General features: G+C 51.3%; 17 protein-coding genes. 14 read left to right on the top strand and 3 right to left on the bottom strand.

The features are described from left to right. Nucleotides 1-8: 8 nt before the first annotated feature. The 4 genes from ACIGG6_RS08255 to ACIGG6_RS08240 all read left to right on the top strand — a co-directional run bounded on the left by ACIGG6_RS08255 (nt 9) and on the right by ACIGG6_RS08240 (nt 8,370). On the top strand, nt 9-311 hold the full coding sequence (locus ACIGG6_RS08255; RefSeq protein ID WP_399843827.1) for a cupin domain-containing protein: 303 nt from the start codon (nt 9-11) through the stop codon (nt 309-311). Between the two features lie 4 nt (nt 312-315). After that, a complete protein-coding gene (gene speB / locus ACIGG6_RS08250; RefSeq protein WP_399843825.1) occupies nt 316-1,266 on the top strand; it encodes an agmatinase in 951 nt (316 codons plus the stop codon). 20 nt (nt 1,267-1,286) lie between these two features. Then, nucleotides 1,287-2,225 carry a CobW family GTP-binding protein gene (locus tag ACIGG6_RS08245; RefSeq protein ID WP_399843823.1) on the top strand — a complete coding sequence of 313 codons (939 nt, stop codon included), beginning with the start codon at nt 1,287-1,289 and terminating at the stop codon, nt 2,223-2,225. A gap of 772 nt (nt 2,226-2,997) precedes the next feature. Further along, the gene (locus tag ACIGG6_RS08240) at nt 2,998-8,370 is read left to right on the top strand and encodes a hypothetical protein (RefSeq protein WP_399843821.1); all 5,373 of its coding nucleotides are present in this window, start codon (nt 2,998-3,000) and stop codon (nt 8,368-8,370) included. 7 nt (nt 8,371-8,377) lie between these two features. On the opposite strand, the gene ACIGG6_RS08235 is transcribed toward ACIGG6_RS08240, so the two are convergent. Next, entirely contained in the window at nt 8,378-9,259 is an 882-nt protein-coding gene (locus ACIGG6_RS08235; protein WP_399843819.1) for a hypothetical protein, read from the bottom strand. Between the two features lie 561 nt (nt 9,260-9,820). Here ACIGG6_RS08235 and ACIGG6_RS08230 point away from each other — a divergent pair. Together ACIGG6_RS08230 and ACIGG6_RS08225 are read left to right on the top strand one after the other, a co-directional pair. Further along, nucleotides 9,821-10,144 (top strand): type II toxin-antitoxin system RelE/ParE family toxin, encoded by a 324-nt coding sequence (locus tag ACIGG6_RS08230; protein WP_044629647.1) that lies wholly within the window; start codon nt 9,821-9,823, stop codon nt 10,142-10,144. Between the two features lie 26 nt (nt 10,145-10,170). After that, on the top strand, nt 10,171-10,464 hold the full coding sequence (locus tag ACIGG6_RS08225; RefSeq protein WP_044629646.1) for a helix-turn-helix domain-containing protein: 294 nt from the start codon (nt 10,171-10,173) through the stop codon (nt 10,462-10,464). A 259-nt stretch (nt 10,465-10,723) separates the two neighbouring features. On the opposite strand, the gene ACIGG6_RS08220 is transcribed toward ACIGG6_RS08225, so the two are convergent. Beyond that, nucleotides 10,724-13,030, bottom strand: coding sequence for a TOTE conflict system archaeo-eukaryotic primase domain-containing protein (locus ACIGG6_RS08220; protein ID WP_399843876.1), 2,307 nt, complete (start codon nt 13,028-13,030; stop codon nt 10,724-10,726). Between the two features lie 149 nt (nt 13,031-13,179). Continuing rightward, on the bottom strand, nt 13,180-13,470 hold the full coding sequence (locus ACIGG6_RS08215) for a lysozyme inhibitor LprI family protein (protein ID WP_399843816.1): 291 nt from the start codon (nt 13,468-13,470) through the stop codon (nt 13,180-13,182). 355 nt (nt 13,471-13,825) lie between these two features. Here ACIGG6_RS08215 and ACIGG6_RS08210 point away from each other — a divergent pair, with 355 nt between their 5' ends. The 8 genes from ACIGG6_RS08210 to ACIGG6_RS08175 all read left to right on the top strand — a co-directional run bounded on the left by ACIGG6_RS08210 (nt 13,826) and on the right by ACIGG6_RS08175 (nt 26,273). Then, on the top strand, nt 13,826-14,299 hold the full coding sequence (locus ACIGG6_RS08210; RefSeq protein WP_399843814.1) for a hypothetical protein: 474 nt from the start codon (nt 13,826-13,828) through the stop codon (nt 14,297-14,299). Between the two features lie 28 nt (nt 14,300-14,327). Further along, entirely contained in the window at nt 14,328-14,702 is a 375-nt protein-coding gene (locus ACIGG6_RS08205; RefSeq protein ID WP_399843813.1) for a DUF4236 domain-containing protein, read from the top strand. Next, nucleotides 14,644-15,549, top strand: coding sequence for a DUF4236 domain-containing protein (locus tag ACIGG6_RS08200; RefSeq protein ID WP_399843811.1), 906 nt, complete (start codon nt 14,644-14,646; stop codon nt 15,547-15,549). The genes ACIGG6_RS08205 and ACIGG6_RS08200 overlap by 59 nt, the downstream gene beginning before the upstream one ends. A 1,123-nt stretch (nt 15,550-16,672) precedes the next feature. Then, nucleotides 16,673-18,160, top strand: coding sequence for a sigma-54 interaction domain-containing protein (locus ACIGG6_RS08195; RefSeq protein ID WP_399843810.1), 1,488 nt, complete (start codon nt 16,673-16,675; stop codon nt 18,158-18,160). Nucleotides 18,161-18,205: 45 nt separating this feature from the next. After that, nucleotides 18,206-21,592 carry a DEAD/DEAH box helicase family protein gene (locus ACIGG6_RS08190; protein ID WP_399843808.1) on the top strand — a complete coding sequence of 1,129 codons (3,387 nt, stop codon included), beginning with the start codon at nt 18,206-18,208 and terminating at the stop codon, nt 21,590-21,592. Between the two features lie 2 nt (nt 21,593-21,594). Beyond that, nucleotides 21,595-23,508: a DNA recombination protein RmuC gene (gene rmuC, locus ACIGG6_RS08185; protein ID WP_399843806.1), complete on the top strand. Its 1,914-nt coding sequence runs from the start codon at nt 21,595-21,597 to the stop codon at nt 23,506-23,508. Then, entirely contained in the window at nt 23,509-25,110 is a 1,602-nt protein-coding gene (locus ACIGG6_RS08180; RefSeq protein WP_399843804.1) for a type I restriction-modification system subunit M, read from the top strand. Further along, entirely contained in the window at nt 25,107-26,273 is a 1,167-nt protein-coding gene (locus ACIGG6_RS08175; protein ID WP_399843803.1) for a restriction endonuclease subunit S, read from the top strand. The genes ACIGG6_RS08180 and ACIGG6_RS08175 overlap by 4 nt, the downstream gene beginning before the upstream one ends. The last annotated feature ends 10 nt before the right edge of the window (nt 26,274-26,283 follow it).

The raw sequence follows: 26,283 nt of genomic DNA, 5'->3' as shown, positions 1-26,283 counted from the left end.
GAGGCATCATGCCGCATCGAGTGTTACCGGCCCAGGCGACACGGCAAATCGAAGACGAACGGATCATCGTGACGCGCTGGGACTTTGCCCCAGGCGCGGAAACCGGATGGCATCGACATCCTCACGACTACGTCGTCGTGCCGCTCGTCAATGGTGTGATGCGTCTGGAGACGTCAGATGGCAGTCATGAGAGCGCAGTCCAGGCCGGTATGTCTTATCGTCGCTCGGCGGGGGTGGAACATAATGTTATCAACGCGGGCGCAAGTGACTTCGCCTTCGTAGAAATCGAGATAAAATCCGCTGGGGAATAGCAGCATGTCGCAATTAAATCAGCCACTCGGTGGCAACGAAGTGCCCCGGTTCGGGGGGGCCGCCACCATGATGCGGCTGCCAGCCCACGACAGTGCAAAAGACCTGGACGTAGCGTTCATTGGCGTGCCGATGGATATTGCCACCTCCAATCGTCCGGGTACACGACTGGGGCCTCGCCAGATTCGCGATGAATCTCGTATGTTGCGGCCCTATAACATGGCCACTCGCGCCGCACCCTTTGATAGCCTGCAAGTGGGCGACATTGGCGATGTTCCGATCAATACCTTCCACCTGCCGAAGTCGGTCGACATCATCGCGCGCTATTACGACGATGTGCTCCGGCATGGCTGCATCCCGTTGACCTTGGGAGGTGATCACCTCATTACTCTGCCCATCCTTCGTGCCATGGCCAAGAAGCATGGCCCGGTAGGGCTGATTCATATCGATGCTCATGCCGATGTGAATGAGCATATGTTCGGAGAGCCGCTGGCGCACGGGACCCCCTTTCGGCGGGCCCAGGAGGAGGGGTTGCTGGCTCACGGCAAAGTCGTTCAGATCGGCTTGAGAGGGACGGGCTACGCGGCAGAGGACTTCGACTGGTGCCGCCAGCAGGGCTTTCGCGTCGTGCCGGCTGAAGGGTGCTGGTATCGCTCGTTGGCGCCGCTAATGGATGAAGTACGCACGCAAATGGGCGAAACACCCGTCTATATCACCTTCGATATCGATGGTCTCGACCCTTCGGTGGCGCCGGGAACGGGCACTGTGGAAATGGGGGGACTGACCTCCACCCAAGGGCTCGAGATAGTAAGAGGCGCTTATGGGCTCAATATCATTGGTGGGGATCTGGTAGAAGTCTCGCCACCCTATGATACAAGCGGCAATACTGCGCTAATGGGCGCGACGATACTTTACGAGATGCTGTGCGTACTCCCCGGCGTCAAGCGTCGCGATTAATGAAGAGCGAGGAAAGGGCTATGTCAGAGGAACTTGGGGTAACTGTGGTGGCAGGCTTTCTCGGTGCCGGTAAAACGACCCTGATCAATCATCTTCTGAACCAGGCCGATGGTCGTCGACTCGGGGTCATGGTCAATGATTTTGGCGCTCTGAATATTGATGAGGCCTTGGTCGACGAACGGCGTGATGACTTGATCACCCTGAGCAACGGCTGTGTTTGCTGCAGCCTGCAAGGGGAGCTTTCATCCTCTATCGAAGCGATGGTTTCCAGGCGAGGGGAACGGCTTGATCATCTACTAATCGAGTGCAGCGGAGTCTCGGATCCTGAGCGGGTGGTAAATGTGCTGCGCTATCCCCGTATTCGTGCAAGGGCGCGGTTGGAAGGGGTCATCACACTGGTTGATGCTGCGCTCGATTATGCCAGCCTCAGCCCGGCCCTGCGCCATCTTGTATTCTCCCAGATCGCTAATGGCGACCTCATTGTGATCAATAAGAGCGACTTGGTCGATGACGAGGATATCGCTCGACTCGAGCAGGCATTGCTTCTGCCCGACAGTCGGCATGTTCGAGCGACCCAGGCAGCCTTGCCAGCGGATTTCATATTCTGGCCGGCCCTACCGGACACACCATCGTTTCGTCGGGCGCATTCACAGCCTCTCCCAGCCACCCGCATTGAAGATCTGGGGCTCAAAACGCTCAGCTGGCAGCATCCAGGGGCCGTGAATCTGACCGAACTCCGCGCACTCCTAGGCCACATGCCCAAGCAGATTCTGCGCTTCAAGGGCGTCGTGCTGCTGAGCGACGGAAGGAGGCTGGCCCTCCAGCGTGCGGCTGGAAGATTGACTAGTTGGGAGCTGGAACGAAAGGAGAATGAGGAGAGCTGTCTGGTCTTTATAGGCGAAGATACGCCTTCCCACTGGGAGGATATCGTACAGCGACTTGATCGGCTACGAGCTTGACTTAATTTTAACCGACCGAGTACGTTAACACCTATTAGTCAGTTGTGAGGGTAAACTAGCGCATTGCTGTCTCTCTTCAATGTAAGTATTTCCAAGAAAATGACCTGGCTCTGCAGAAAACAAATACATCATGTGCCCGTTATCATGAGGCATGAAGGTGAGCCAGTTCAGCAACCTTGGTATTGCCCTTGAGTATGTACATGAACCACACCGGTCTTATGTTAGGCGATCCGCATTAGAAGGTAGGTACGTTGCTCATCCCACCTTCCTGATGGCTACCCTATAAGCTGTGCGATTCCGAGTGGGGGGACTTCCTGAGAGACAGGTCATTCACGGCCTGTCTCTTGAACTCGATGCCAAGTGTATCTGGTCGCGGATTGGTTGCTCTCCTGATTTACTCCCGCCCGAATAGCGGGAACAGGCTCATTCTCATGCAGACTGAGCCGAACTCAGAGGAATTGAGCGGGAAAAATCTCAGATACGACAAGTCAGACAACGGTCCACCTGCGACCTAGAATCACCCATTACTTGGTTTTGAATCACTCTGCCTTCAGCAGGGATTGTCAGCTGATCGGCGCCTAGCTGGCTCCAGCAGCGGAGGCCGACACCGTCTTTAGTTATATGAATAATCAAAAATGGCAGGATGACAGCTCTGGTGTGCGACTACTTTTGCTACTCGTGCTTGGTATCAATAGATATTGGTAGCTATCACTATTATTTATATATTTTTTAGATATATAGTAACTGTCTATATAAGAAAGAATAAGTCGTAATGGTAGAGCATACGTTCGCGGTCAAAAGAGACGATATAAGCACTGGTAAGCAAATAGCGCGCTTTGGCCACCCCTATCGCGATATATGCCAATGGGCTGCCCAGCATGATCTCAGTGACGCTCTGGAGCTGGCTTTCTGGACGTTGGGGCTGGATCAGCACATCGTTGCGATCGGCAACCTGGTTAATGAGTTTCATCATCCTGAGTCAAAAGACATTCTTGCCCGGTGGCGGCAAACCCCTGTTGTTGCCCTGTTAGATGATCTGGCGAAAGCCATTCGTCAAGATCCCTTGATCAACCGTCAGTATCCTGCATTTCCTCATGCAGGAGACGCTACAAAAACGAAACAAACATATAAAGGCAGCCTTAAAGAGCAAACGTTTCTTATAACGTTAATTACTTACCCGCTGCCTGGGGCGGAGCAATCATCTGAATACGTGTTAAGGCGTGCGCTACGCTTGTGGTTGGTCGCGCAGGCGGCACATCGGGTAGCGACAGAGCAGTGCTTGGCGGATCGCAATATCAGTACTGCCGCGCGCTTTTTGATTGCCGACCGTTACCAAGCGCAGTGGCAGCTTGTTGATGATGTTTTGCGCCGTGCCCGACGTTACCTGACACCTGATACTTGGACATTTGAACGTTTTACTAACGCGTTGTCTTTGGCTGCTGAGCAGTACAAGCAAAGCCATACATTTGGTAAAAGTGGCACCGCATTCATCAACGCCATCATCGAGATTGCCAGTGGTGATACAAAACCTTTCACCACTCAGCGAGATCTCCCTCCGCAGCCTTTTGTACATGCTGAGTTATCTGCAATCACACCTGAGCCGAAGCAGTTAATCAGTTTTGATGAGTCCTCTGGGCAGTTCATCGAAGTATGCCCAGTCCGAGAGGATTCGGCAGATGAAGAGGCTGATGAGGCGATTTACTTACTGCCGGTTGATGCAACCGATACGCAGGCTCAGCAAGAGCTAACCGGGCGTAGTTTTTACCATCAGCAAGCTGAAACGTCCCATTACTTACCCTGGAGCTACTCAAAGCTTTTGCCGCCTGAATGTTTGATGGTAGAGGAGTGGGTGGCCCGTCAGCTGACACACCCGGATGGACAAGAACGATTGGGTGGCGCGTTAGTGTGGATCGCCATCCGTTTTTCTCGGACACTCAGCCAAGTGCTCGCCATGAAGGTGGGGGATGATGTTCAAGGAGAGTGGTCTTTATCCTCCAACCTCCAGCAAATGCACCGTCTATCACCGCGTCGACGTAATACCTGGCAGCCCGATATCGCCGCACAAGCTTATCTAGCAGCATTTCACGAACAGCAGTCTGTTGGTCTAATCCCCGAAGTAAGAAAGACGCTTGTAGTTAGTAGCCAGCCATTAATCACCCCAGCATCACTGGCAGAAGTGTGGCAACGCATATCGCCAGCCCAAAAAATTGAGGTGTGGTTCAATGAACACATGAGCGCTGTATACCCTCGTGTGACTAGCGGCAGGTTGGCTGAGGCATGGGGTCAAACTGTTTTTGATGCGTCAGGCAATCACCATTTCGCGAGGATGTTAACGGCCCACCCCAATAGCGCCTTACCTGGTGCTTGTAGCTATGCTAGCTGGGATATTAATGCGATTGAACAAGGGCTCGCTTTACCGTATCAGTTCCAGGGCGCAGAAACGTTACAGTCGACGAACCAAGGCAGTTTGCTGGTTCCTCTTGAAGCTGAGCTCAATAGGGCGATTAGCAAAGCAACTCATCAGCTCAACGAAACGTTAAACGGCAATGATCTGGTGCGTCTACATAATCAGTGGACCAGCTACTGTGTCATGGCACTTTATGCGTCAACGGGCAGCCGCTACCTGAAAGACCCTTTTGAAAGCCCAGGGTTTTTCAACCACGACCTCCCAGCTGTGTTCATTAATGATAAAACGGAAGGTAGCGGTGCGCGCAATGGCCGTATGGTGCCACTGGCCGATAAAACGCTTGAGTTTGTCGAGGCTTATCTCTCGTATCTTCAGCGTCTCGCTGACCACTTGTTGAGCACCCATCCAGTAGTCGCGTCGCGAATTAACACGCTAGTAGAATTGCCTGCGAAGGCTGAACAGCCACTGTTCTTCTTACTCGATGAGTCGCTCAATTGGCACTCTATGTCAGCGACAGATCTACCCGGTGTCCCTTTATTTGATTGGCCACTACCTCCGAATTTGTTCCGTCACCGACTAGCACAGCAATTACCCTTATTAGGCGTCGATAACGAAGTGGTGGATGGTTGGCTGGGGCATGCGGAAAAAAGTGTCGCCACCTATAGCGACACCTCGGCCCGGTGTTGGATGGACGATTGGAAGGCTTACCGTAAAGAGGTCAACGAACTCTTTGAGCGGCTGTCGTTTGATTTGCTAGCACCACCTGCCTCCTTGCCCGTTGCCGCCGTGAACGTATTGCGGGATTCAACGACAACTTCCCGGGCATTTGGACAGCGGCTACGCGAAAAAAATCGTCGCTTGGCAACACGCAACGTCATCAGATCAGCGCTTAACGATATTGAGCTGTTTTTAAGAGGGCGTGATATAGCCGAACTGTCAGCGGATGAGGTCAATCAACTGGGGCGGCACATGTTGCTTCAGCAGGGAAAAACGCCTTATCCCTCTGCAGCTTTAAGGTTTAGTGTGCTGACACGCAGTTTAGAGCGGCATGAGTCACCGCATCGCCATGCGTTTCAGCGCCGTTACATCCCGATGTTGCCAGAAAAAACGCTGATTCATGAACAGGCGCCGGCTTACGCTGCATTAATGGCGCAGCTAATGCAGTGGGCACCGAAGGTGCGCCCTTACGCAACGCGAGTACACTGTTCGAAACGCCAGGCATTAGCGCTCGGTGCGCTACTTTTATGCATTGAAAAACGCATCAGTTACACACGTTTGTTGAATGATGTGTGTCAGGGGGACAACTTTCGGCTGTTATATCATCGTAAAACCTATTATTTGGAGTATAGCGAGCTCCTGGATAGCACCGACTGGCAAGCCCCCGTACAGCGCCATGCGGTGTCCTACCATGTGGCATCGCTCTTAAGCTATGGACAACAGCTAACATCGACAAAAACGCTCGACGATCTTTGGACGGTCCCAAAGCAAGCGCCTCCGTTGCCTGAGGCGTTTATCCAGTGCTGTGAGAGTCACGAGTGTATATCGATCCAGCAGGTACTTGAGCAGGCGGCCGCTATTGTCGATCAAGCCAATCTTCTGGAATTGCCGGGCGTCGTAGCGGGTGCCCTAGCAGGGCGGATAGTGGCCACCAGCCTTCCTATGCAAGCGCATATGCGTATAGTGCACGGCAAATCGCTGATATTCCCACCGCCAACTGTCAACACTGAGGATTCGGAGTTCTCGGCAGCATTGCCAGCGCTATTACGAGCTAATGGCGATAAACATGAGCTGCAGCAACAGGCGGTACTTCTCTTTAAAGAGGTGAAACAACTTTTAGATGCCTATGCCAAGCCGCAGGCAAAAATAACGGCAAAATCACTGGAGCAACTGGTCACACAGCGAAATGGTAAGGTTAGTAGCGCCATCATGCTGTTGGTCATCTGGATCGCGTCGGTTATCCGAAGGGGCAAGGGAAAAGCGGGAAAGCGCTTTAAGCCGTTCGAAAGCAGTAGCATTCATCGCTACTGGGGGACGTTGCGTAAGCTATTTGAGGAACTGGCGTACGGTGTCGATTTGATGGCGCTTGGTAGTGAAGAGGTCACTGCTTTTTATGCGGGGTTGATTGATTATCAAGAAAACCAGCTAAGCGATATGAGCTATTTTAGCAATCGTCTGCGCTCTTTTCACCGCGTAGCTGCCGCTCATGGAGTTGAAGAGCCGGATTGGGGTGAGCTACCCGTTGCAGAGCAAGGGCGACACGTGCGTGCGGAAATACTCTCAGAACGGGAGTACCTTGAGACACTGAAGCAGATAGGGACAACCCAACGAGATCTGGATATTGGGTGTTTACTTCAATTTGTATTGCTATGCGCGTATCGCTTTGGCTTGCGGCTAGATGAAGCGAGGGGATTGCTTCGGCGAGATTGGTGTACATCTCATGGCTACAGTTGGGTGCTGGTTCGGAATAATCATTATCGAACGCTCAAAAGCGAGGCCTCTCGCCGCGCCGTACCGCTTTTGTTTTCTCTCGACGCAATAGAGCAACGCACTATCAATGCCGTGTTTAACCGTCATGATGCACTGTTGGGCGGGGAAGCAGCCACGCCACTCCTCGGTGAGATGCGTAAGGGTAGCGTCGAAATAGCGCTCAGTGCTTCAGCCATCAGTGCTGCTGAGATAGATGCATTGCGTCACGTGAGTGGCAGCCCATCACTATCACTCCATCACGCGCGCCATGCTTTCTACAATATAGTGGCGGCCTCTCTGCTGCAGCTAAACACGCCTGTGGCCACAAAAATAACCCAGCATGTAGACAGCGCTCATCTGCGTCAGATGGTGATGGGGCAACAACATCACTGTTCGCGTCGCGTGATGATGGGATTGGCGCGCTTAATGGGGCACCGGCAGCCTGCAACAGGGTTACTAAACTATAATCACTTGATTCTAGAATGGGCGGATGCGCTGACGCCTGTTAAAGGAATCAATGGCAGTATTCTCAAAGAAACCATAAAACCACAGGATTTTAAACGTTACACGCCAGCTTCTGCGATACCGCAAGCGCTTCCTTTATTTCACGAACCCACACCGCATTTATTGATGAAAGCGTTGCGATTAGGCGCGCTAAGGCAGAACGTGCGGCGAGCGAGTGAGGCGTTAGGGTTGTCCCCATTACATGCCGCCCTTCTTGAAGATGTTGTTAAAGCGGCTGAAAAAAATATGCGCTTCAAAGTTCGTGGGCAGGATCAGTGGGTGACGTCGCAGGATTATCCTTTGGGGTTGCTGCGCAGTATCAGCGACGCTGCTTGGGATAGGCTACTTGAACATACTAAAACAACTGATAGTGAAACCTTAACTATTCGTGAAGGGCTAGAGCTTGATGAATTAGCGTGCCAGGTTGGGCGTCATCGGCATCTATTGATGAGCGAAGCAAGGCATGTGGCCATTATTGCCCGTACTGTCAAAGCATTTAACGTGGCTAAAAGCCACTACGAGATTGTTGGCAAAAACTGCAGCGATGACATAAGGAGTATGCTGATCGCGTATGGGTTGAAAGGGATCAGTGATACGGGTGTTCAGCTAGATATGTTCGAAGTTGTCAAGGGCAGTAGAGTGATGAAGCATCAGGAATATGCCGGACTGCTATTAACTAAAAATGAAAGTGGTGTCGTTAGAAATCGTTATGAGTTGGCAGTCGCGTACATAGTGACTGCCACTTATTTGTATATGAATAAGAAGTAGTTTAACGCTAGCTAGATTGCAGCTGAAAGTTTTTGTAAGGATTGTCATTGCTCGTGATTGAAAGAGTAGACAATGTATATGTCTTTTGCTTAGTGGGACCTTTAGGGTTTTCCAAGCGCTCACCGGTGTAGTATAAAATGTGGTTATTAACTTTTGCAGAAGCTAATGTCATGATGTGGTCAGTATGATTAGAAGTGAGCGTAAAAGGTGTGCTTGAGACTCTATTGTTTGAATCAATGTTATACAGAGAGACTGTATTGCCATGTTCGTCATAACCTGCTGGAATAGCATAACCGTCAATGGGCGTTGGTTTGGGCGTTTTGAATGTTGGTGCAGAATACTGCCCGCTAACTAAAATTTCAGCTTTTGATTGTTTTTTATCATCTGTCTCAAGCGATACAATAAATGGGTGCTTAATAGATTTTCCGCTTTTTTTATTGATGAATTTTTCAGACTGCTCAGTAATAAATTCTTCATCTTCTGGTGAGTTCTGATTGGTAGGTGCAGTGCTTAAGATGTCTCTTTGTGTAATGACAGAGTGTGTTATTTCGTAAGCCAGTAAAGCGAGTTTGCGTGTTAGATTTTCTTGGTGAGACTGGTCGCTTAAAAATAGCATGCCGATATATTTTTTCTTATTTTCGCCATCTGTTTCTATAAAAAATTTATTTTCAATACGGTCTTCGATATCAGTATAAAAATCTTCGATGTACTGATTTAGAATACTTTGCAAGTGGTAAGTGAAATCTTTTATTTCAGTGTTTGCTAGATTTTCTGGGGTGCATTCGATGCCGTTACTATATTGAAGTTTTATAGCGTCTTCTAAAGAAACTACTTTGATGATGAGGTTGTTCGGGTACTGAAAATGCGTCTTATCTTCTTTTTTAGGCATGCTGTTCCTCAATACTGTGGGACCGAAAGATTTAGGTTTTTCTAATAATAATTAATTTTTTGTGGTAGGATGCACTACCGCTTTTTGCTTTTTTAGTACCATATGTGCTTAAAAATAAGTTATCAGCTACTACATATGCTCAAAAGGCTAAATAGACGCAGGTTTTAGCGCTATTTTCTAATTTAGCAATGATGGCGTCAGTGTTCGTGATGAGCGGGTGTGTAATAGTGCTTCCCAACATACTAGGTAGCGGGGTAGGCCCATTTCGCTAGCTTAGCTGTGCAGAATAATAACTTGGTCGAAACAGGCGTAACCTTTACAGCTATAGCTGCCAAAGACCTTGCATTGCATGCAACAGCTTATGGCTTTCTCCCGTCGAGCGGTCTGATGTGGTCACTGTTGCTGGATAAGACCAATTTGACGATAGATGTGATGCATGGATGAACGGAATCTGATGGAGTTTAGGCACTTCGTGATGTTCGACATAAAGCTTGAGCAATTTAATTGATAAGTCTATTATATCTGTATTGATATAATATTTGTGGTAATTGAGGAGTCAGCGTGGCGCGCAAGAAACCTGTTGCTTTCGTCGGAGATTCCAAGGATAGGCTGCGTGACTTCCCACTGGATGCGAAGAGAGAAGCGGGGTTTCAGATAGACAAAATTCAGTCTGGAGGTCAGCCAGACGATTTTCGTCCGATGCCAAGCGTTGGCTCTGGTGTAATGGAAATCCGTGTTCGAGACCATAACGGTGCCTTTCGGGTTTTTTACGTGGCCAGTCGAGGTGACGTGGTATTTATTCTCCACTGCTTCCAGAAGAAAACCCAAAAAACGTCCCAGAAAGACATCAATTTGGGCAAACAACGATACAAAGAGTTGCCCTGAGTCCAGCTACTAAGTGAGGTGAAATAATGACCATTGAGTATTACGACAGCGTGTGGGATGCCATTGAGGATACGCCTGAAGAAGCGTTAAATATGAGGCTCCGTTCCGAGCTCATGGCCAAAATTGCTGGCCGTGTGAGAGAGTGGGACATTACTCAGAAAGAAGCAGCCAGCCGATTAGGAATTACTCAGCCGCGCCTCAATGATCTGCTGAACGGTCGCATTAACAAGTTCAGCCTTGATGCGTTGGTCAACCTGACAGGGCCGGCTCACTTCCATCTCGAACTAGAGATTGAAGACGAGCAAGAGGTTGCTGCCTAAGAGAACGAGATCAGCGGGCCATTAGCCATCAGTAGATCGCAAAATGATCTACCTTGTGGCGTATTTTTATGGCGAGCCTCTCAATCAAGAACGTCACTAAACCAGCAACCCTGATGAAATATTCAAGTAGTCACTCGCTAACACTTGGTGAAAAATAAAGGTGTGCTGTCATAAAACCTTGAAAGCTGGTCTCAAACATAATGTCACCAAAGCATCGCTTGAGTCGTTGTCTTGGGCCTAACTGTGGCCTCAACGTCTTCTAAAGCAGCTTGTTTTGACCTGAAGCGGTAAACTGATACCCCATGGCTTTGTAGCCTTTCTCGCGTTTTCGATACATGCGTTCAAGCATTGGCAGTCCAGTATCAAGGTAGTCATAGACAGTGACTTCTTGCTTGCCTTCAACTGCTCTATGAATCCTACCCGCGTACTGTGACAGCGTTCCCTTCCAGGCGATGGGCAGTGCTAAAAACAGCGTGTCTAACCGAGGCAAGTCAAAACCTTCACCGATGTATTTGCCAGTTGCAACAATAACCTGAGCTTTATGTAACTGGGCTTCCGCTGCCTGACGCTCTTTGACGCGCATCCCTCCACGTAACACAACCGACGATATCGACTCAGCGGCCAACAGTGCTGCTAGTGCCTCAGCATGCTCTCGTCGTTCCGTCAGGAGAAGGCAGTTTGCCTGGTTGTTCACGCAGCTTGCTACATCCTGAACAATGTCTTTATTGCGGGCGTTGTTCTGTGCAAGCCAACGGTAAACTGAGGCTATATGGGGGCGCTCATGAGACTGACAGATATCGGCGGGTGGAATTTCATGACGCTCCCGAACGATGACACGCTGGACAAACCGAGAGCTGTGTTCCGCCCGAACTTTGTGACGAACGGGCCCCGCAATCATCAACATGATCTTTTGGTGCCCATCCTGGCGGTCAGGCGTTGCGGTCAGGCCGACGACATAGCGAGCGCTGACTTCGTTAAGAAGCATCTCGTAGCGCGGAGCTGAGATATGGTGACATTCATCAATAATGATCTGGCCATACTCTCTAGCCAGGTCGGAGACCGTGTTGTCTTTCTTATTGATCAGACTCTGGTAGGTGGCAACGTCGATCTGGCCGGTAGGTTTCTTTTTTCCACCACCGATGACACCCACAGAGGCACCCTCAATAAAGGTTTCTAGGCGCTCCTTCCATTGTCCTAGTAACTGGCGACTATGAGTGAGGATCAATGTGTTGACCTGTCGCTTGGCGATAAGGCCAATGGCCGTTACGGTTTTGCCGAACGCGGTCGGCGCATGCAGCTCCCCGGTATCATGCTCGGCAAGTGCCTCCACAGCCCTATTCTGCTCATCACGCAGCGTTGCTTTCAGACTGATGCCATTTAGAACCTGGCCGGGTAGTCTGCGATCATCGAGGTTTACCGTAATTCCTTGGCCCAGCAGCAATGCTTGGAGTTCGTCAAAACAGCCTCTTGGTACCGAGAGATAACCTTGCTCGATTCGGGCACAGGAGATGTAGCGAGGGATACCATGCGTTGAGAAACGCAGTGCTTGTGTTTTGAAAAAGACGGGATTGGCAAAGCTCGCCATGCGCTTAATGCGAGCAGCCAGTGTCCCTGGTATATCTGACAACTTCATATAAATATGATTAGCCAGTATGAGCGTGACGACGTCAGGGCATCCGGTTATTTTCTCTGTCTCAACGGGTAGCGCTTGCTCCCAAGGCAATGCGACGTCTGCGGTAGCATCGGTATCAGGTTTCCTGCCGATCTTTTCTTCGAGCTGATCCGGTGAGAGAGATTTTTGCCGACTGAGTAGGGCCCATTGATCCGAATGAGGTATCAAGTGATCGTCAACGAACACTGTACATCCACGATGTCGCGCCTGATGTTGAAGTGGCAGGGCAATCAAATTGCCAAACCCACCAGCAGGTAGCGTGTCCTGATTCGGGAACAACCGGTCATAAGAACTGAAGGACAAGCCCGGATGGAGATTCATGGCTTTATCCAGCAACTTGAATCCCAACGTCCTCGCTGACCAAGCCGGAACGGCTTCCGAAAAGAATATCCACAGATGGGCACCGGCTCCTGACCGAGAGATCTCAACAAGATAAGGAATACCTTCATCACGACAGGCTTGAGCAAGCGCAAGAACGTCAGCTTTCCAATTCTCTTTATCAAAATCGACTGCCAGCAAATAGCAGGAGCTATCCGGCAGTAAAGGGTAAAGGCCAGCCACCTGCCTGCCAGAAAGATGGTCGTACACTGCACTGACGTCCAGGGGTTTGAATTGTCTGTGGTGACATTCTCCGCACTTGATCTTGGGTTTCTGACATAGGCCAGGGGCCCATTCGTTCTCACAGGCGACGGCATAGCCGGAACGACCACTGGAATTCTGCCATCGAATCGCATGGACGTCCTGCCTGCCACGAAAAAGCTTCCCGAACAGCTCGACTTTTTGATCGGGGGTTAGCGGCGGTGCAGTGAGCCGGTGCGCAACATGCTGCAGCTCGCGCTTCCGGGAAAGAAGGTCAGCCTTTTCCCTCTCAAGCTCTGATAGCCTTAACTCAATAGCAGCAAGCTCTTGATCTGCTCGGATACCTACCTCGTGCTTAGTGCAGTTACTTTATTTGATGATCGAGTGTTTCAGTAGAGGCTTATGAACGCTAATTTACCGTCAGTGCTTTAACAAAGAGGGCATCATGCCCATTTCCCTGGTATTCACGGCTGCATTAGGTTTTCTAATTCATCCGCTCGCCTAGTGGTTTCGCTGAGCAAGCATGAATTGGCGTTGATGCGCGCCATTGTTCCTCCTTCTGGGTCAGCATAGAAACCACAATTAGCTTCCTTGTATGTTATCCATTTCCGCTGAACGCTAAACAGCTGGTCGCGGCGTTCATCGCTCAGATGGCCACGAAGCTGCTGGTAGTTGTCATTGAGCCGCTGGTCCTGGCGCTCATATTCGTTTGATATGCAGGTGACTATATCGAGAGTGCTAAACGCTTGCTGCATACATGCCTCATAGGATTTTGAATATTCGTTACCGTAAGCGGAAGCGCTAGTCAGAAGGGTAGCGATGAGTAGGAGACGTTTGATATGAGGCGTTTCATGGCGCTATTGCTCTCTGTTCAATTGTTGTACTGATGCTTGCCGACAAGAAAGTGGCGATCGGTTCAAATCCATTGCTTCTATTATCAAGATAGCCAATGATTCTGAAGTGGGTCACGAGTGCATACCGTACAGAAAAGCAGAGGTTACCGAGTCGTAAAGCTGTCACTTTTTATAAGTCCCTGCTCACTAAAAAGCTATTGATTTAAAAATGAGAAACGCGCTGTCCTTACCCCAGCTATGGGAAAGTACCAAATACGTGTCGTGGCCCAAAAGCCACAGTAATCCCATGGTGCGCGTGCCACGCCCATCAGGAAAACCTGAAACCAAGTCGATCCCGCGCTTAGCCAGTGAGTACGATACTTTTGAGCGTTGCCTTGCGTATCGAGACCAGCGTGGCAGAGAGATTTGGGGCGAGCGTCGTTGGAAGGAGCGGTTGCGAGTAGAGGCACGCTCCGTCGCGCGTCATCGTGAACGGCCCGCTGGCCCGATAACGGGCGTTTACCACCATGAACGCCCCACAGGAACAACACTCTGGGTGGCGGCTTGGTATGAGTTGATGCCCGACGGTTCACGCAAAAAACGCAGCGCGCAGTTCAGTTACGGTACGTCACGCACCCGCTATGCGACCTCAGAAGAAGCTATGCAGGCGGCGATTAAACGGCGGCAAGAGGAAGAGGCGCGCTGGTACTGTGTCGTGGGTAAGCGTGATCAACGGCGCGTGAACCAGTGACGTAAGGTTCCTGCTTCAAGGAGTGTCGATGGCTTTTCGTTTTCAACGTCGTATTTCGCTTGCGCCCGGCGTGCGCCTGAATACCAGCAAGCGTGGTGTGGGCCTTTCTGTCGGCCCGCGAGGTGCAAGTGTCAGCATAGGGCCACGAGGTGTCTATGCGCATGCCGGTCTTCCTGGAACAGGACTGGCCTATCGAACCCAGCTGTCGTCATCTCGTCGAGCTTCTTCAAAGGAGCAAACAAGTGTCCCCTCACCCCCAACAACGCTAGAAGCGCGCATTGGGCAAGGTGAGTCGCTAGGGCTTCAGCTGTCGGTTAATAAAGACGGCAACGTGCGCTACCGATTTGAATGGCACCCCGCTCAACGACCAGGACGTACGCTGGCTGCGCCGCCATGCACATGACGCTATTCGTGCACAGCTCAAGACACTCTGCGATGAATTAAACGCGGATATCGTGCGCTTAGGGCAGCTGCACCACGACACCCCATCTCCTCACTGCCGTGGCTACACCCCACGCCATTTTGCTGAGCCAGTACCCACACCGCCCACGCCCGTGCCTCTTCCATGGTGGAAAGCACTATGGCCACAGGCACGCCGCCAATACGAGGCCGATAACACACGTCGCCAGACGCAGTTTAACGATGACTACCGTGCCTGGGAGCACCGCAAAGCCGATTTTGATGCCGCCGAGTTTGCCCGACAACAGCGAGAAGAGCAGGGCGTGCTAAGACAACGTGATGACATGACACTCACGCTTCAAGAGCGCCTTGAAGAGATCGACTGGCCCCGCGAGACAGTGATCGATTTTGACCTGGGAAGCGATAACACCACGATAGCGCTGGATATTGACCTGCCCTCTGACGATGACATGCCGGATCGGGAATGGATGATACCCGCCAAAGCGCTCAAGCTCACCCCGAAATCCCTGAGTGCCACACGACAGCGAAAACTGTACCGTGACCATGTCCACGGCATTGCCTTTCGCGTGCTAGGTGCGGTGTTTGTGCGTTTGCCACGGGTTCAAGAAGCACGGGTTTCTGGGTATCGGCAAGTGATCGATCCTGCCACTGGTGGCACTCGCGATCAGTATCTCTATAGCATCAAGGTCACCCGAGCGCAGTGGAATCGTATCCACTTTGATCAGCTTGAACAGGTCGACCCGGTGGCGGCTGTAGAAGCCTTTACACTACGCCGTGACATGACCCCAACAGGCATTTTTCGAGACATTGAACCGTTTAAGCTGGTCTAAAAGGCCTCTCGCCAATACTGGATGGACGTCTCAGAGACCACCCCCCTGCTGGGTGCCAATCTCGATAACAGCTTGCTGAAAATCGCGAGCAAGGCCTGGCTGATAGCACAACGCCAGCGACCGAATAATACGTGTGATGCGTAAATGATTATGGCCACCGGCTTTCAACCAAATGTGCGTTGGTATCGCTAAAGTTGGTTGAGCAGCGATGCCATTTTCGTCCCAAACAGGTTCAAGAAAATCCAGTAAACCTCTAGCGAGCGCTGCTGATGCTGGCGCATAACGTCGCTATCTTCAAAGTCGCCCTGTACGGTTGGCGTTAAAAGGGGCGCAAAGCTGTTAAACCGACCTGCTTAGGGGGGAGGAAATAGTCACTGAATATAGTCGTGCGTGTGTTCCAGCCAAAAACGCGAAAGCGCCCAAATATCGTCAGTGCACCGACCTTTGTGATCGTGGCCTTCTCCCCCGATAAAACGCAATGAGGCGTGTGTCGTGATGGTTCATACGTTGCTTATGACTGGTTGGGTGGGCGTATATAGCGCCCTTTATCTCGCATGGCGCTCGGTATTGTCATCCAGATGTGCGTCAACGCTCTACAGGGCGTGAACGTAACAGGTGTCTAGGCCATGCTCGCGCGCCCCTGTGAGCAAATGGTGCTTGTACCAAGTGTATGGGCGAAGAGCGAGCACGGTGTTGTTACCGATATACGCGTGCACCTCAACCCGTCGGTCAATCGCTAGGTCAGTGAATGTCGTTATATGCTCCCCCTAGCCCCTCATAGCTATCGAACGCCGGCTTGTGATGAGAGGCCATTTCCCAAATGACACCATAGACAGCGGATTGCGCTGAGGCGGGGACAATATCGCATTTGCCTGAGCCGTGACCTTCGCGCTGATGAAACGGAAGACGGTAAGCTGGCAGCTAATATAACTTTCAGGTATGTCTTGGCATACGGACGGTGCACCTTGAGCTAGCTTTCAGACAGGTTGTTAATTATTGTTTGCTGATATGTTGAATGGTATGGTGAAACCTAGCACTGGTCTATTGCTTTAAAGATATACGTAAATCGGCCACGGATAAATATAAATACCCCGCCTGCCAATCAATTGGACTCAAAACGCGGATGCCTAAGTCACTACATAAAACCTTAGTTAGCTGGATAGGGGGCAATGATCTAAAAGCTGTGGGCCATGAGCCTGCTGGTCCAATATGGTCTACTCTGAAAAATATCCAATTTGACGCAGTCAAATTACTTTATGCCTATCCATACGAGCAGGTGGCGCCTTACATTGCTTTGCTCGAATGTCATACTGACATCGCAATAGAAGCATGTGAGGTAAGTCTCAGTTCTCCTGTCAATTTTGGGGAAATTTACTTGGCGGTTGAGCCTTGTCTAGCCAGGCTTGCGTCAAAAGGCACAGAGATATCTATTCTCCTAAGTCCTGGTACACCGGCAATGCAGGCAGTCTGGATCTTATTAGGAAAAACTAAGTTTTCGGCTGTCTTCTATCAGTCTTCTCTTGAGAAAGGGGTAGAGAAGGTAAGAATACCCTTTGAGCTTGCCGCTGAGTTTGTCCCTTCCATTTCTGTAATCTCAGATAATAAATTTCGTGCCCTGGCGGATTCTCGGGTACCCATTAATGCAGCATTCGATAATATCGTCACCCAGAATCCGAGCATGCTTTTGCTTAAACAGCAAGCGCAGATGCTCGCTGAACGCCATGTACCAGTTCTGATCTATGGTGAGACAGGGACAGGAAAAGAGTTATTTGCCCGTGCCATCCACAATGCCAGTCCGCGTCGCGAGAAGCCATTCATCGCATTAAATTGCGGAGCCATTCCCGAAGAGCTAATTGATTCGACTTTGTTTGGTCATAAGAAGGGGGCCTTTACGGGAGCGGTTGCAGATCGTTCTGGTGTGTTCCAACAAGCAGATGGAGGTACTTTATTTCTCGATGAATTTGGTGAGCTATCACCACAGTCGCAGGTTCGGTTACTTCGCGTATTGCAGGAAGGTAGATTAGTCCCAGTGGGTAGTGACGCAGAACACCCTGTAGATGTGCGCATTATCACAGCTACACACCGCAATCTTATGGAGGCGGTCGCAGGAGGCCAGTTTCGGGAAGATTTATTTTATAGGGTTGCTGTGGGTGTTTTGCACCTTCCCCCTCTTCGCGCCAGGCAGGGGGATCTTTCGCTGCTCGCAGACGTGGTACTTAAAGCACAAGGGGGGCAAGACTCAGTATTTCTCGGTAAGAAACTTTCTGCTGAGGCAAAAAAAATTATCCTCCAGCATCCGTGGCGTGGGAATGTCCGGGAGCTCCAATCAACTCTGGTAAGGGCAGCGCTCTGGAGCGCTGGGGTGAACATAACCGGCGCCGAATTACAGCAGGCACTGTTCACAATGCCAGAGCGTGAGCCCGAGCTGCTAAACCATGATGTGAGTCAAGGTGTTGATCTAAATGATCTAATGGGAGAGCTCGCGGCGCATTATATCCAGAATGCGATGGCTCACACCGGGCAGAACAAAACGAAGGCGGCCAAACTTCTTGGCTTGAAAAGCCAGCAAACCTTAAGCAACTGGATCGAAAAATACGGAATCGAACAATAATGGCATGGTCCTCGCATTGGGATCAGCATGAGCAGAGTATCTTTTATGAAATCGGTCAATTTTGAGTTTCTTCGGCCAAAGTACGACGTCCTGGCAAATCTTGGTGGTTTGGCAGAGGCCGTTCTTCACGTCGACCCCGGCAGCGCCCTTACAAGGCTGCGCAGCTTTGCCGAGGAGATGACCAAGACCATCTACAAAGAAGAGTCTCTGCCGAGATTGCCTCAGTCCAGCTTCTATGAGTTGGTTAAAAATCCGGTATTCGCTGATTGTGTCGATAAGTCATTGATCCATCAGATCAACTTTCTTCGTGTTCAAGGCAATGATTCCGCACATGGTGCCCAGGGAGATTTGCGAAGCGCAAAGATGGCGCTCTCAACCGCACATCAGCTGGCGGGCTACATGGCGCTCACCTATTGCGGGGAACCAAAGGAGAATCTGCCATCTCTCAAAGAAATCCCAGATCCGACCAACACCATTGTTGAGCTCAAAAAGTCGGTCTCCAGCTACAAGAGAGATATAGAAAAGCAGCAGGAAGAGCTCGATCGAGTAATGGACGAACTGGACCGTGAGCGCGCCAAGCAGGCAGAGGCGTTCAGGCCGCCAGCTGAACCTGAGCAGCAAGCCCGTAAACAGCGAAGCCAGCAGGCGGCTGACTCCCTCCAATGGAACGAAGCCAAGACCAGAGCTCAGCTGATCGACGCGATGCTGGTGAAGGCGGGATGGGACATTGGCAATCCTGCCCAGGTTGGCCAAGAAGTAGAGGTAAAGTTCCCAGATAACCCCTCAGGGAAGGGCTATGTAGACTACGTTCTCTGGGGAGACAATGGGCAGCCATTAGCGCTGGTCGAGGCCAAGAAATCTGGAACGGTTAACCTTCAGGCTGGCCGCGAGCAAGCTCGCTTGTACGCCAACTCTTTCGAGTATATGGGGTTCCAGCGCCCGGTCATCTTCTACAGCAATGGCTATGAAACCTTTATCTGGGACGACCACCAATACAACGCCTATCGCCCAGTCTATGGGTTCTACAGCAAGGAAAGTCTGGAGTACCTGATTTACCAGCGCCACTATCGCGCTGCTGAACTGGAGCGCTTCAATCCGGAGCTCAAGATTGCAGACCGTCCCTACCAGATTGAAGCCATCAAAACAGTTGCAGCACATTTCCAGAATCAACGGCGCAAGGCGCTGATCATCCAGGCAACCGGTACGGGCAAAACGCGCGTAGCCATTGCCCTCGCTGAGCTTTTGTTGCGAACTGGCTGGGCCAAGCGGGTTCTGTTCCTGTGTGACCGAAAAGAGCTGCGTGTTCAAGCTGATGATGCGTTCAAGCAAAATCTGCCGAGTGAGCCGCGCTGCATCATCGGTGAAACCCGCCAGATTGACGAATCCGCACGCATTTACATCGCCACCTATCCCGGAATGATGAACCGGTTTGCTCAGCTGGATGTGGGCTTCTTCGACCTGATCATTGCCGATGAAAGTCACCGCAGTATCTACAACAAATATCGTGATCTGTTCGATTACTACGATGCCTTGCAGGTCGGTCTTACCGCGACACCGGTCAAGTTTATCAGCCGTAACACCTTCGACATTTTTGATTGTGAAACCACAGACCCAACCTTCGAGTTTGGGCTGGATGCGGCGATCAATAACGAGCCACCCTATCTGGTGCCGTTCCGGGTAAAGGACCTGACCACCGAATTCCTTCGCGACGGTATTCATTACACCGATCTGACGCCCGAGCAACAGCAACAGCTGGAAGAGGACTTGGGCGAGGAAGAGGCCCGCAATACCAGGATTGCCGGAAAAGACATCGGTCGAAAAATCTTCAGTGAGGAAACAGATAGGGTCATCCTGGAAAACCTGATTAAAAACGGTATCAAAGATGAAACCGGGTCACTGGTTGGGAAAACGATCATCTTCGCCCAGAGGCAAGACCACGCAGAGCATCTCGAAAGGGTGTTCTGCGATATGTACCCCCAATACGGTACCAAGGTCTGCAAGGTTATCCATAACGACATTCCCCATGTGGATAGCCTGATCAAAGAATTCAAAAAACCGGATAACGATTTCCGAATTGCCATCTCCGTCGACATGCTCGATACCGGCATTGATGTGCCTGAGATCGTTAACCTCGTCTTTGCCAAGCCGGTTAAATCCTGGGTGAAGTTCTGGCAGATGATTGGCCGAGGCACACGCTTGCGTCCAAACCTGTTTGGTCCCGGACAGGACAAAACCGAGTTCCTGATCTTTGATCACTACGGCAACTTTGATTTCTTCGAAGAGGAATACAAAGAGCCGGAAGACACCGGCAGCAAGTCACTCCTCCAAGCCACCTTCGAGGAACGATTGGCCCTCGCACAAGCGGCCCTGAAGCAGAATCATGCCGCCGGTTACGATGTTGGTGTACGCCTGCTCAAGGAAGACATCAATGACCTGCCGGATGAAAGTATTGCCGTTCGCCGTAACCTGCGAGTGGTTCATCAGCTCCAGCAGACGGATCTGTTGGACAAACTGGATGCCAGAACGCAGCACCTTCTGGCCGAAACCATAGCCCCGCTTATGTCCAGCCGGGTACTTCGGGATAAACACGCCACAGCGCTCGACAAACTCATGGCAGAGATTGAGCGCTGCCTGGTGGAAAAGGCGAGCTGTTTCCAAGATGGCAAAACGGCGCTCATAACGGAAGTTGAGAGGCTGGCGGTCAATATCCAGGCCGTTCGTCAGAAAGACAAAGTAATCGAAGAAGTAAAAAGTGCCTCATTCTGGGCGGATCCCAGCATCAAAAAGCTTGAACATGCCCGCCTGGAGTTGCGTGGCATCATGAAGTATCGGAAGTCTAAGGTTTATCCTGGCTCAGGTACGCAAACGACCACTACTCCAGACGGTAAGGTCCAGGGGGAAGAGCGCGAGGTCTACATCACCGGCGCAAACGAAGCCATGATCTACCGCCGGCGCCTCAAGGGCATTCTGGACAAAATGCTATCGGATAATCCGATTCTCCAGAAAATCCACAACGGAGAGACTATCGGTGAGTCAGACCTGAAAACCCTGACATCGACGATTCTCACCACGAACCCCGGGGTCAGCCTAGATGTACTGAATCAGTTTTACGGACGCACGGCTGACCAGTTGGATGTCACGGTCAGAGAAATCATTGGTCTTGATCCCCAGGCAGTCGAGGAACACTTCAAACAGTTCCTTCATGCGCACCCGACGCTAACTGCTCAGCAGGTACGGTTTATGAACCTGCTGAAAAACTACATCGCCCAACATGGCTCCATCGTCGTCGAAACCCTTTACGATGCGCCGTTTACCTCAGTCTCCCACGAAGGAATCGACGGTGTTTTCAAACCGGATGATGTGGGCGAGTTGATCACCGTACTGAAACCTTTCCTGAAACCAGAAACACCAGCCACAGAGCTACAGGGATAACGATGCAGAATATCCAATGGACCACAGAACTGATCGTGATGGCCAGCCTGATTGGCGCTGTGTTGGCAGGGTTGGGCTTTTTGCTGGCATCTGTGCTGCAAGGCCGTAAGTCTACCCGGCTTGCTACGCAACTGGAGCAACTTCAGGAGGACCTGGAGCAAGCGAAGGCACGTGACGAAGCTGCCCAGACTGCCATCAAAGAGCTCGAAGCCTCTGTGCATGAAAAGGATCTGGCAGAAAGCCGCTTGCAAGCGCTGCTGGCCGGCGCCCAATCCAACGAGCAACGGCTTACCGGCGAGCTCCAGAGCCAAAAAGATGAGCTCTCGGCTGCGCATGCGAGGCTGGAAGAATCGCGCCAGCGCCTTCACGAGACAGAGAAACAGCTGGAAAACGCTCAGGCAGATAACCGTGCTTACCATGATCGCGTAGAAGAACTTCGTCAGCGACTCTCACGCTCAGATCAGGATCTTCAGGCAGAACGGGAGCAGGTCAGTCAGCTGAAAGAAAGGCTCGCAGAAGAAGGCAAAAGGTCGCGGGCCTTCGAATCTTCAAGCTCGGATGCCAAAGAGCAACTGAAGGAAACTAAGGCCAATCTGCTGGCTCAACAGGATAAATACGCCGAGCTTCAGGAGCGCTACCAGTCCCTCAGCGGTGAACACACGGAACTCAAAACCACACTGGAGCGCAAAGAAGAGCACTTCAAAGAACAGATGCAGCAACTGGGTGAGGCCAAGCAATCCCTCACCAAAGAGTTCGAAAATGTTGCGAACAAGATCTTCGAGGAGAAAGGCAAGACCTTCACCCAAACCAGCCAGAGCAGCATCGACAGCATGCTCAAGCCTTTCCGGGAACAGATTGAAGGGTTCCAGAAGCGCGTGAACGATGTCCATGAATCTTCGGTGCGCGGCCAGACGGAGATGAACGCAAAAATTCGCGATGTTCTGGAAATCGGCATGAAGATGAGTGCTGAAGCCAACAACCTAACCTCCGCTCTGAAAGGCGACTCCCAGCAGCGGGGTGCGTGGGGCGAAGTTCAGTTGCGTAGAACCCTGGAAATGAGCGGCCTGATCGAAGGCGAGCACTACGACGCTCAGGGCGAATTCAAGGACGCGGAAGGCAAGAAGAAACGCCCCGACTACCTGATCCGCCTGCCCGACAACAAACAGATCATCATCGACAGCAAAGTCTCCCTTGTTGCTTACGATAAAGCGGTGGGCGCGGAGTCACCTGAGGAGTCACGCCTGGCGATGGATGAGCACGTTAAAGCGGTTAAGCGCCACATCGACGATTTGAGCAGCAAGGATTACACCAGCCTCATCGGCATGCGTAGCCCCAGCTTCGTGTTGATGTTCATGCCCATAGAGCCCGCCTACATCGAGGCCCTTAAGTACGACAAGGGGCTATTTGAATACGGCTATAGGCAGAATATCGTACTGGTCTCGCACACCACTCTGATTCCCATTCTGCGCACAGTCTCCAATCTGTGGATGATCGAGCGAAGCAACGCCGAGGCCCGGGAAATCTCCGAAAAGGCCGGGGAAATATTCAATCAGGTCTGTGTGGTTGCTGACCGGCTGAATAAGCTGGGCGGCACACTGAAGACTGTAAGCAACCATTACAACAACACCGTTACGGCTCTGGCAGGCCAGCAGGGTCTATACGGCAAGGTGGATCGTTTTAGCCAGCTCTCAACCAAAGTCAGCAAATCCTTGCCACAGATCGAGCCTGCCCATACAGACTTCGAGTCTGAGCGCCTTGCCCTGATTGTTGAACCGCTCGATGAGCCGGAAGAACAGGAGCAAGAAATGCTGGAAGAGCTCGGCTCTGATCAGCAACTAACCAATCAAACTGATACTCCGTCTGAGGAACCGGAACAGGAAGCCTCAGATGCAACATCGAATGAAGAGATCCATTAAATGCTCACAGGTCAATTACGCAACGACATCGACAAGCTCTGGGAAAAGTTCTGGACCGGAGGCATCACCAACCCCCTGACCGTAATCGAGCAGATCAGCTACCTCATGTTTGCCCGCATGCTGGACATGCAGGAAGAGGTGGCCGAGCGTAAGGCCGCGCGAACTGGCAAATCCTTCGACCGGTTGTTTCCGGATACGCCGGAAGGCCAGCTTCTGCGCTGGAAGAATTTTCACCATATGAGCGGTAAGGAGCTGCACAGGCATCTGAAGCTTCATGTGTACCCGTATTTCGCCAGCCTCGGCCAGCACTCAGAGGAAGAGGGCCTAGGAACAGAAGGCAGCGCCGCCCAAGCACTGGGCCACATCGGCGAGTACATGCAGGATGCGGACCTGGAGATCAAGAACGAGTCGGTACTCGTCTCAGCGGTGGAAATGGTCAACAACCTGCCGCTCACTCAGAGCGACGTCAAAGGGGATATCTACGAATACCTGCTGAGCAAACTGACCACGGCAGGTATCAATGGCCAGTTCCGCACCCCCAGACACATCATCGATGCGATGATCGAGCTGATCGACCCGCAGCCCACCGACATTATCTGCGATCCCTCCTGCGGAACAGCAGGATTCCTGGCTCGAACCATGGAGTACCTGAACAGAAAGTATTCCAGTGAAGCGGGAACCTTTACCGATGAAGAAGGCAACCTCCACTACACCGGGGACATGCTCGAACCCTACCGAGACCACATCAACAAACAGATGTTCTGGGGCTTCGACTTCGACACCACCATGCTTCGTGTGAGCAGCATGAACATGATGCTGCACGGGGTAAACGGGGCCAACATTCTCTATCAGGACAGCCTCAACAAATCCATCAAAGAGCATTACCCGGAACAGGAAGAAGACTTCTTCGACGTCATCCTCGCCAACCCGCCGTTCAAGGGCAGCCTGGACGAAACCAACACCAATCCGGATGTGCTGGGCCTGGTAAAAACCAAGAAGACCGAGCTGCTGTTCGTGGCACACATACTCCGAGGCCTGAAGCTGGGTGGCCGTGCCGCCGTGATTGTGCCGGACGGTGTTTTGTTTGGCTCATCTAAGGCCCACCAACAACTGCGCAAGGAGCTGATCGAAAACAACCAGCTGGAAGGTATCGTCAGTCTGCCCAGTGGTGTTTTCAAACCCTATGCAGGCGTGAGTACGGCGATCCTGATGTTCACAAAAGGCGGTACTACAGACCGTGTTTGGTTCTACGATCTGCTAGCCGACGGTTTCAGCCTTGATGACAAGCGAACCGAGCTGAAAGGCGAGGGTAGCAATGACCTACCGGATGCTATCGCCAAATGGAAGCAATACCGTCAGCTGGTGGAAGCCAACGCCGATGCAGAAGAGATTGAACAAGCCTTTGGCGACAAGGCCCAAAAGGCGTTTGTGGTAGACGCCTCCGATATTACCAGCAACAAGTATGATCTTTCTATTAACCGCTACAAGGAGGTGGTGTATGAGGAGGAGGAGTACGAAGACCCGAAGGTGATCCTGCAGCGTCTTAAAGTGCTGGAGAAGGAGATTTTGGCAGATCTGGGTGAATTGGAGGGGATGTTGTGAGTTGGCCTATTGTGCGACTCGGCGACGTGGCCCAAATAAATCCACGGTTGCCTAAAAATATAGACGACTCCCAAACAGTGTCGTTCGTAGCAATGGCGTCGGCGGGTGAGGACGGAATGCTCCTGAATGAAGAGCCCCGGATTTTGGCCGAAACCAAGAAGGGGTTTACCTATTTCGAAAACGGCGATGTTCTTTTGGCTAAGATAACCCCCTGCTTTGAAAATGGAAAATGCTTGCGACCGGGCCAGATAAGCAATCAGGTCGGATTTGGCTCCACGGAGTTTCATGTTCTAAGAGCTGATGAGAAGTTGTTAGATCCCGATTACCTTTTCTACATGATTTGGAGCAAGCAGTTCAGGTTCCTGGGCGAGAAGTCAATGTCTGGTGCCGCAGGCCAAAAGCGGGTTAGTACCGATTTCTTGACGAGGTTTGAGATTCCACTTCCTCCCTTGGAAGAACAAAAACGCATCGCCACCATCCTCGACAAAGCCGATGCCATCCGCCGCAAACGCCAGCAAGCCATCCAGCTCGCCGATGAATTCCTTCGGGCTGTTTTTCTGGATATGTTTGGCCCGAGAGTATGCAAAGACAGCTGGCCTTTGGTGACCTTTGAGGTGGTCACACGAGTCGATGCACCAATGGTCGATCCCCGGGATGATCAATACTTGGACATGTTGCACATTGGTCCTGATCGTATCGAAAAGCATACCGGGAGGCTTTTACCAGCCTTAACTGCTCGAGAAGAGAGCCTGATAAGCAAAAAATTTCTCTTTGACGATTCTTATGTCCTCTACTCGAAAATACGACCCTACCTGAGGAAGGTCGCTCTACCAGATTTTGTTGGTTTATGTTCTGCCGACATGTATCCCATACGCCCGAATAATGGGGCGATGACGAGGGAATACCTTTGGCAGTTGTTGCTATCGGATGAATTTACCCAATACACGGAGTCGCTTCCCGCGCGTGCGAATATACCTAAACTCAATCGGTTTGAACTCGGAAGCTTCTCATTCAAATTGCCACCAATTGATTTACAGAAAAAATTCTCTGAGATTTTTAATTGCTACTCAGATGTTTTAAAAGCAAACGAGTCTGGACTTGATTCAAGTAACGAGATGTTTGCGTCATTAAGTCAGAAAGCATTTTCCGGAAATTTGAGATAAGGAAGTCAGC

Source organism: Vreelandella lionensis (genome assembly GCF_044543515.1).
Lineage (GTDB): Bacteria > Pseudomonadota > Gammaproteobacteria > Pseudomonadales > Halomonadaceae > Vreelandella > Vreelandella lionensis.
Note: the sequence above shows the minus strand (reverse complement) of the source record. Positions and strands in the feature narration are given on the sequence as shown.

Bases quoted from the DNA above. Each gene is read 5' to 3' on its own strand.
- ACIGG6_RS08255 (WP_399843827.1), top strand. From the start codon at position 9: ATGCCGCATCGAGTGTTACCGGCCCAGGCGACACGGCAAATCGAAGAC.
- speB (WP_399843825.1), top strand. From the start codon at position 316: ATGTCGCAATTAAATCAGCCACTCGGTGGCAACGAAGTGCCCCGGTTC.
- ACIGG6_RS08245 (WP_399843823.1), top strand. From the start codon at position 1,287: ATGTCAGAGGAACTTGGGGTAACTGTGGTGGCAGGCTTTCTCGGTGCC.
- ACIGG6_RS08240 (WP_399843821.1), top strand. From the start codon at position 2,998: ATGGTAGAGCATACGTTCGCGGTCAAAAGAGACGATATAAGCACTGGT.
- ACIGG6_RS08235 (WP_399843819.1), bottom strand. From the start codon at position 9,259: ATGCCTAAAAAAGAAGATAAGACGCATTTTCAGTACCCGAACAACCTC.
- ACIGG6_RS08225 (WP_044629646.1), top strand. From the start codon at position 10,171: ATGACCATTGAGTATTACGACAGCGTGTGGGATGCCATTGAGGATACG.
- ACIGG6_RS08215 (WP_399843816.1), bottom strand. From the start codon at position 13,470: ATGCAGCAAGCGTTTAGCACTCTCGATATAGTCACCTGCATATCAAAC.
- ACIGG6_RS08205 (WP_399843813.1), top strand. From the start codon at position 14,328: ATGGCTTTTCGTTTTCAACGTCGTATTTCGCTTGCGCCCGGCGTGCGC.
- ACIGG6_RS08195 (WP_399843810.1), top strand. From the start codon at position 16,673: ATGCCTAAGTCACTACATAAAACCTTAGTTAGCTGGATAGGGGGCAAT.
- ACIGG6_RS08190 (WP_399843808.1), top strand. From the start codon at position 18,206: ATGAAATCGGTCAATTTTGAGTTTCTTCGGCCAAAGTACGACGTCCTG.
- rmuC (WP_399843806.1), top strand. From the start codon at position 21,595: ATGCAGAATATCCAATGGACCACAGAACTGATCGTGATGGCCAGCCTG.
- ACIGG6_RS08180 (WP_399843804.1), top strand. From the start codon at position 23,509: ATGCTCACAGGTCAATTACGCAACGACATCGACAAGCTCTGGGAAAAG.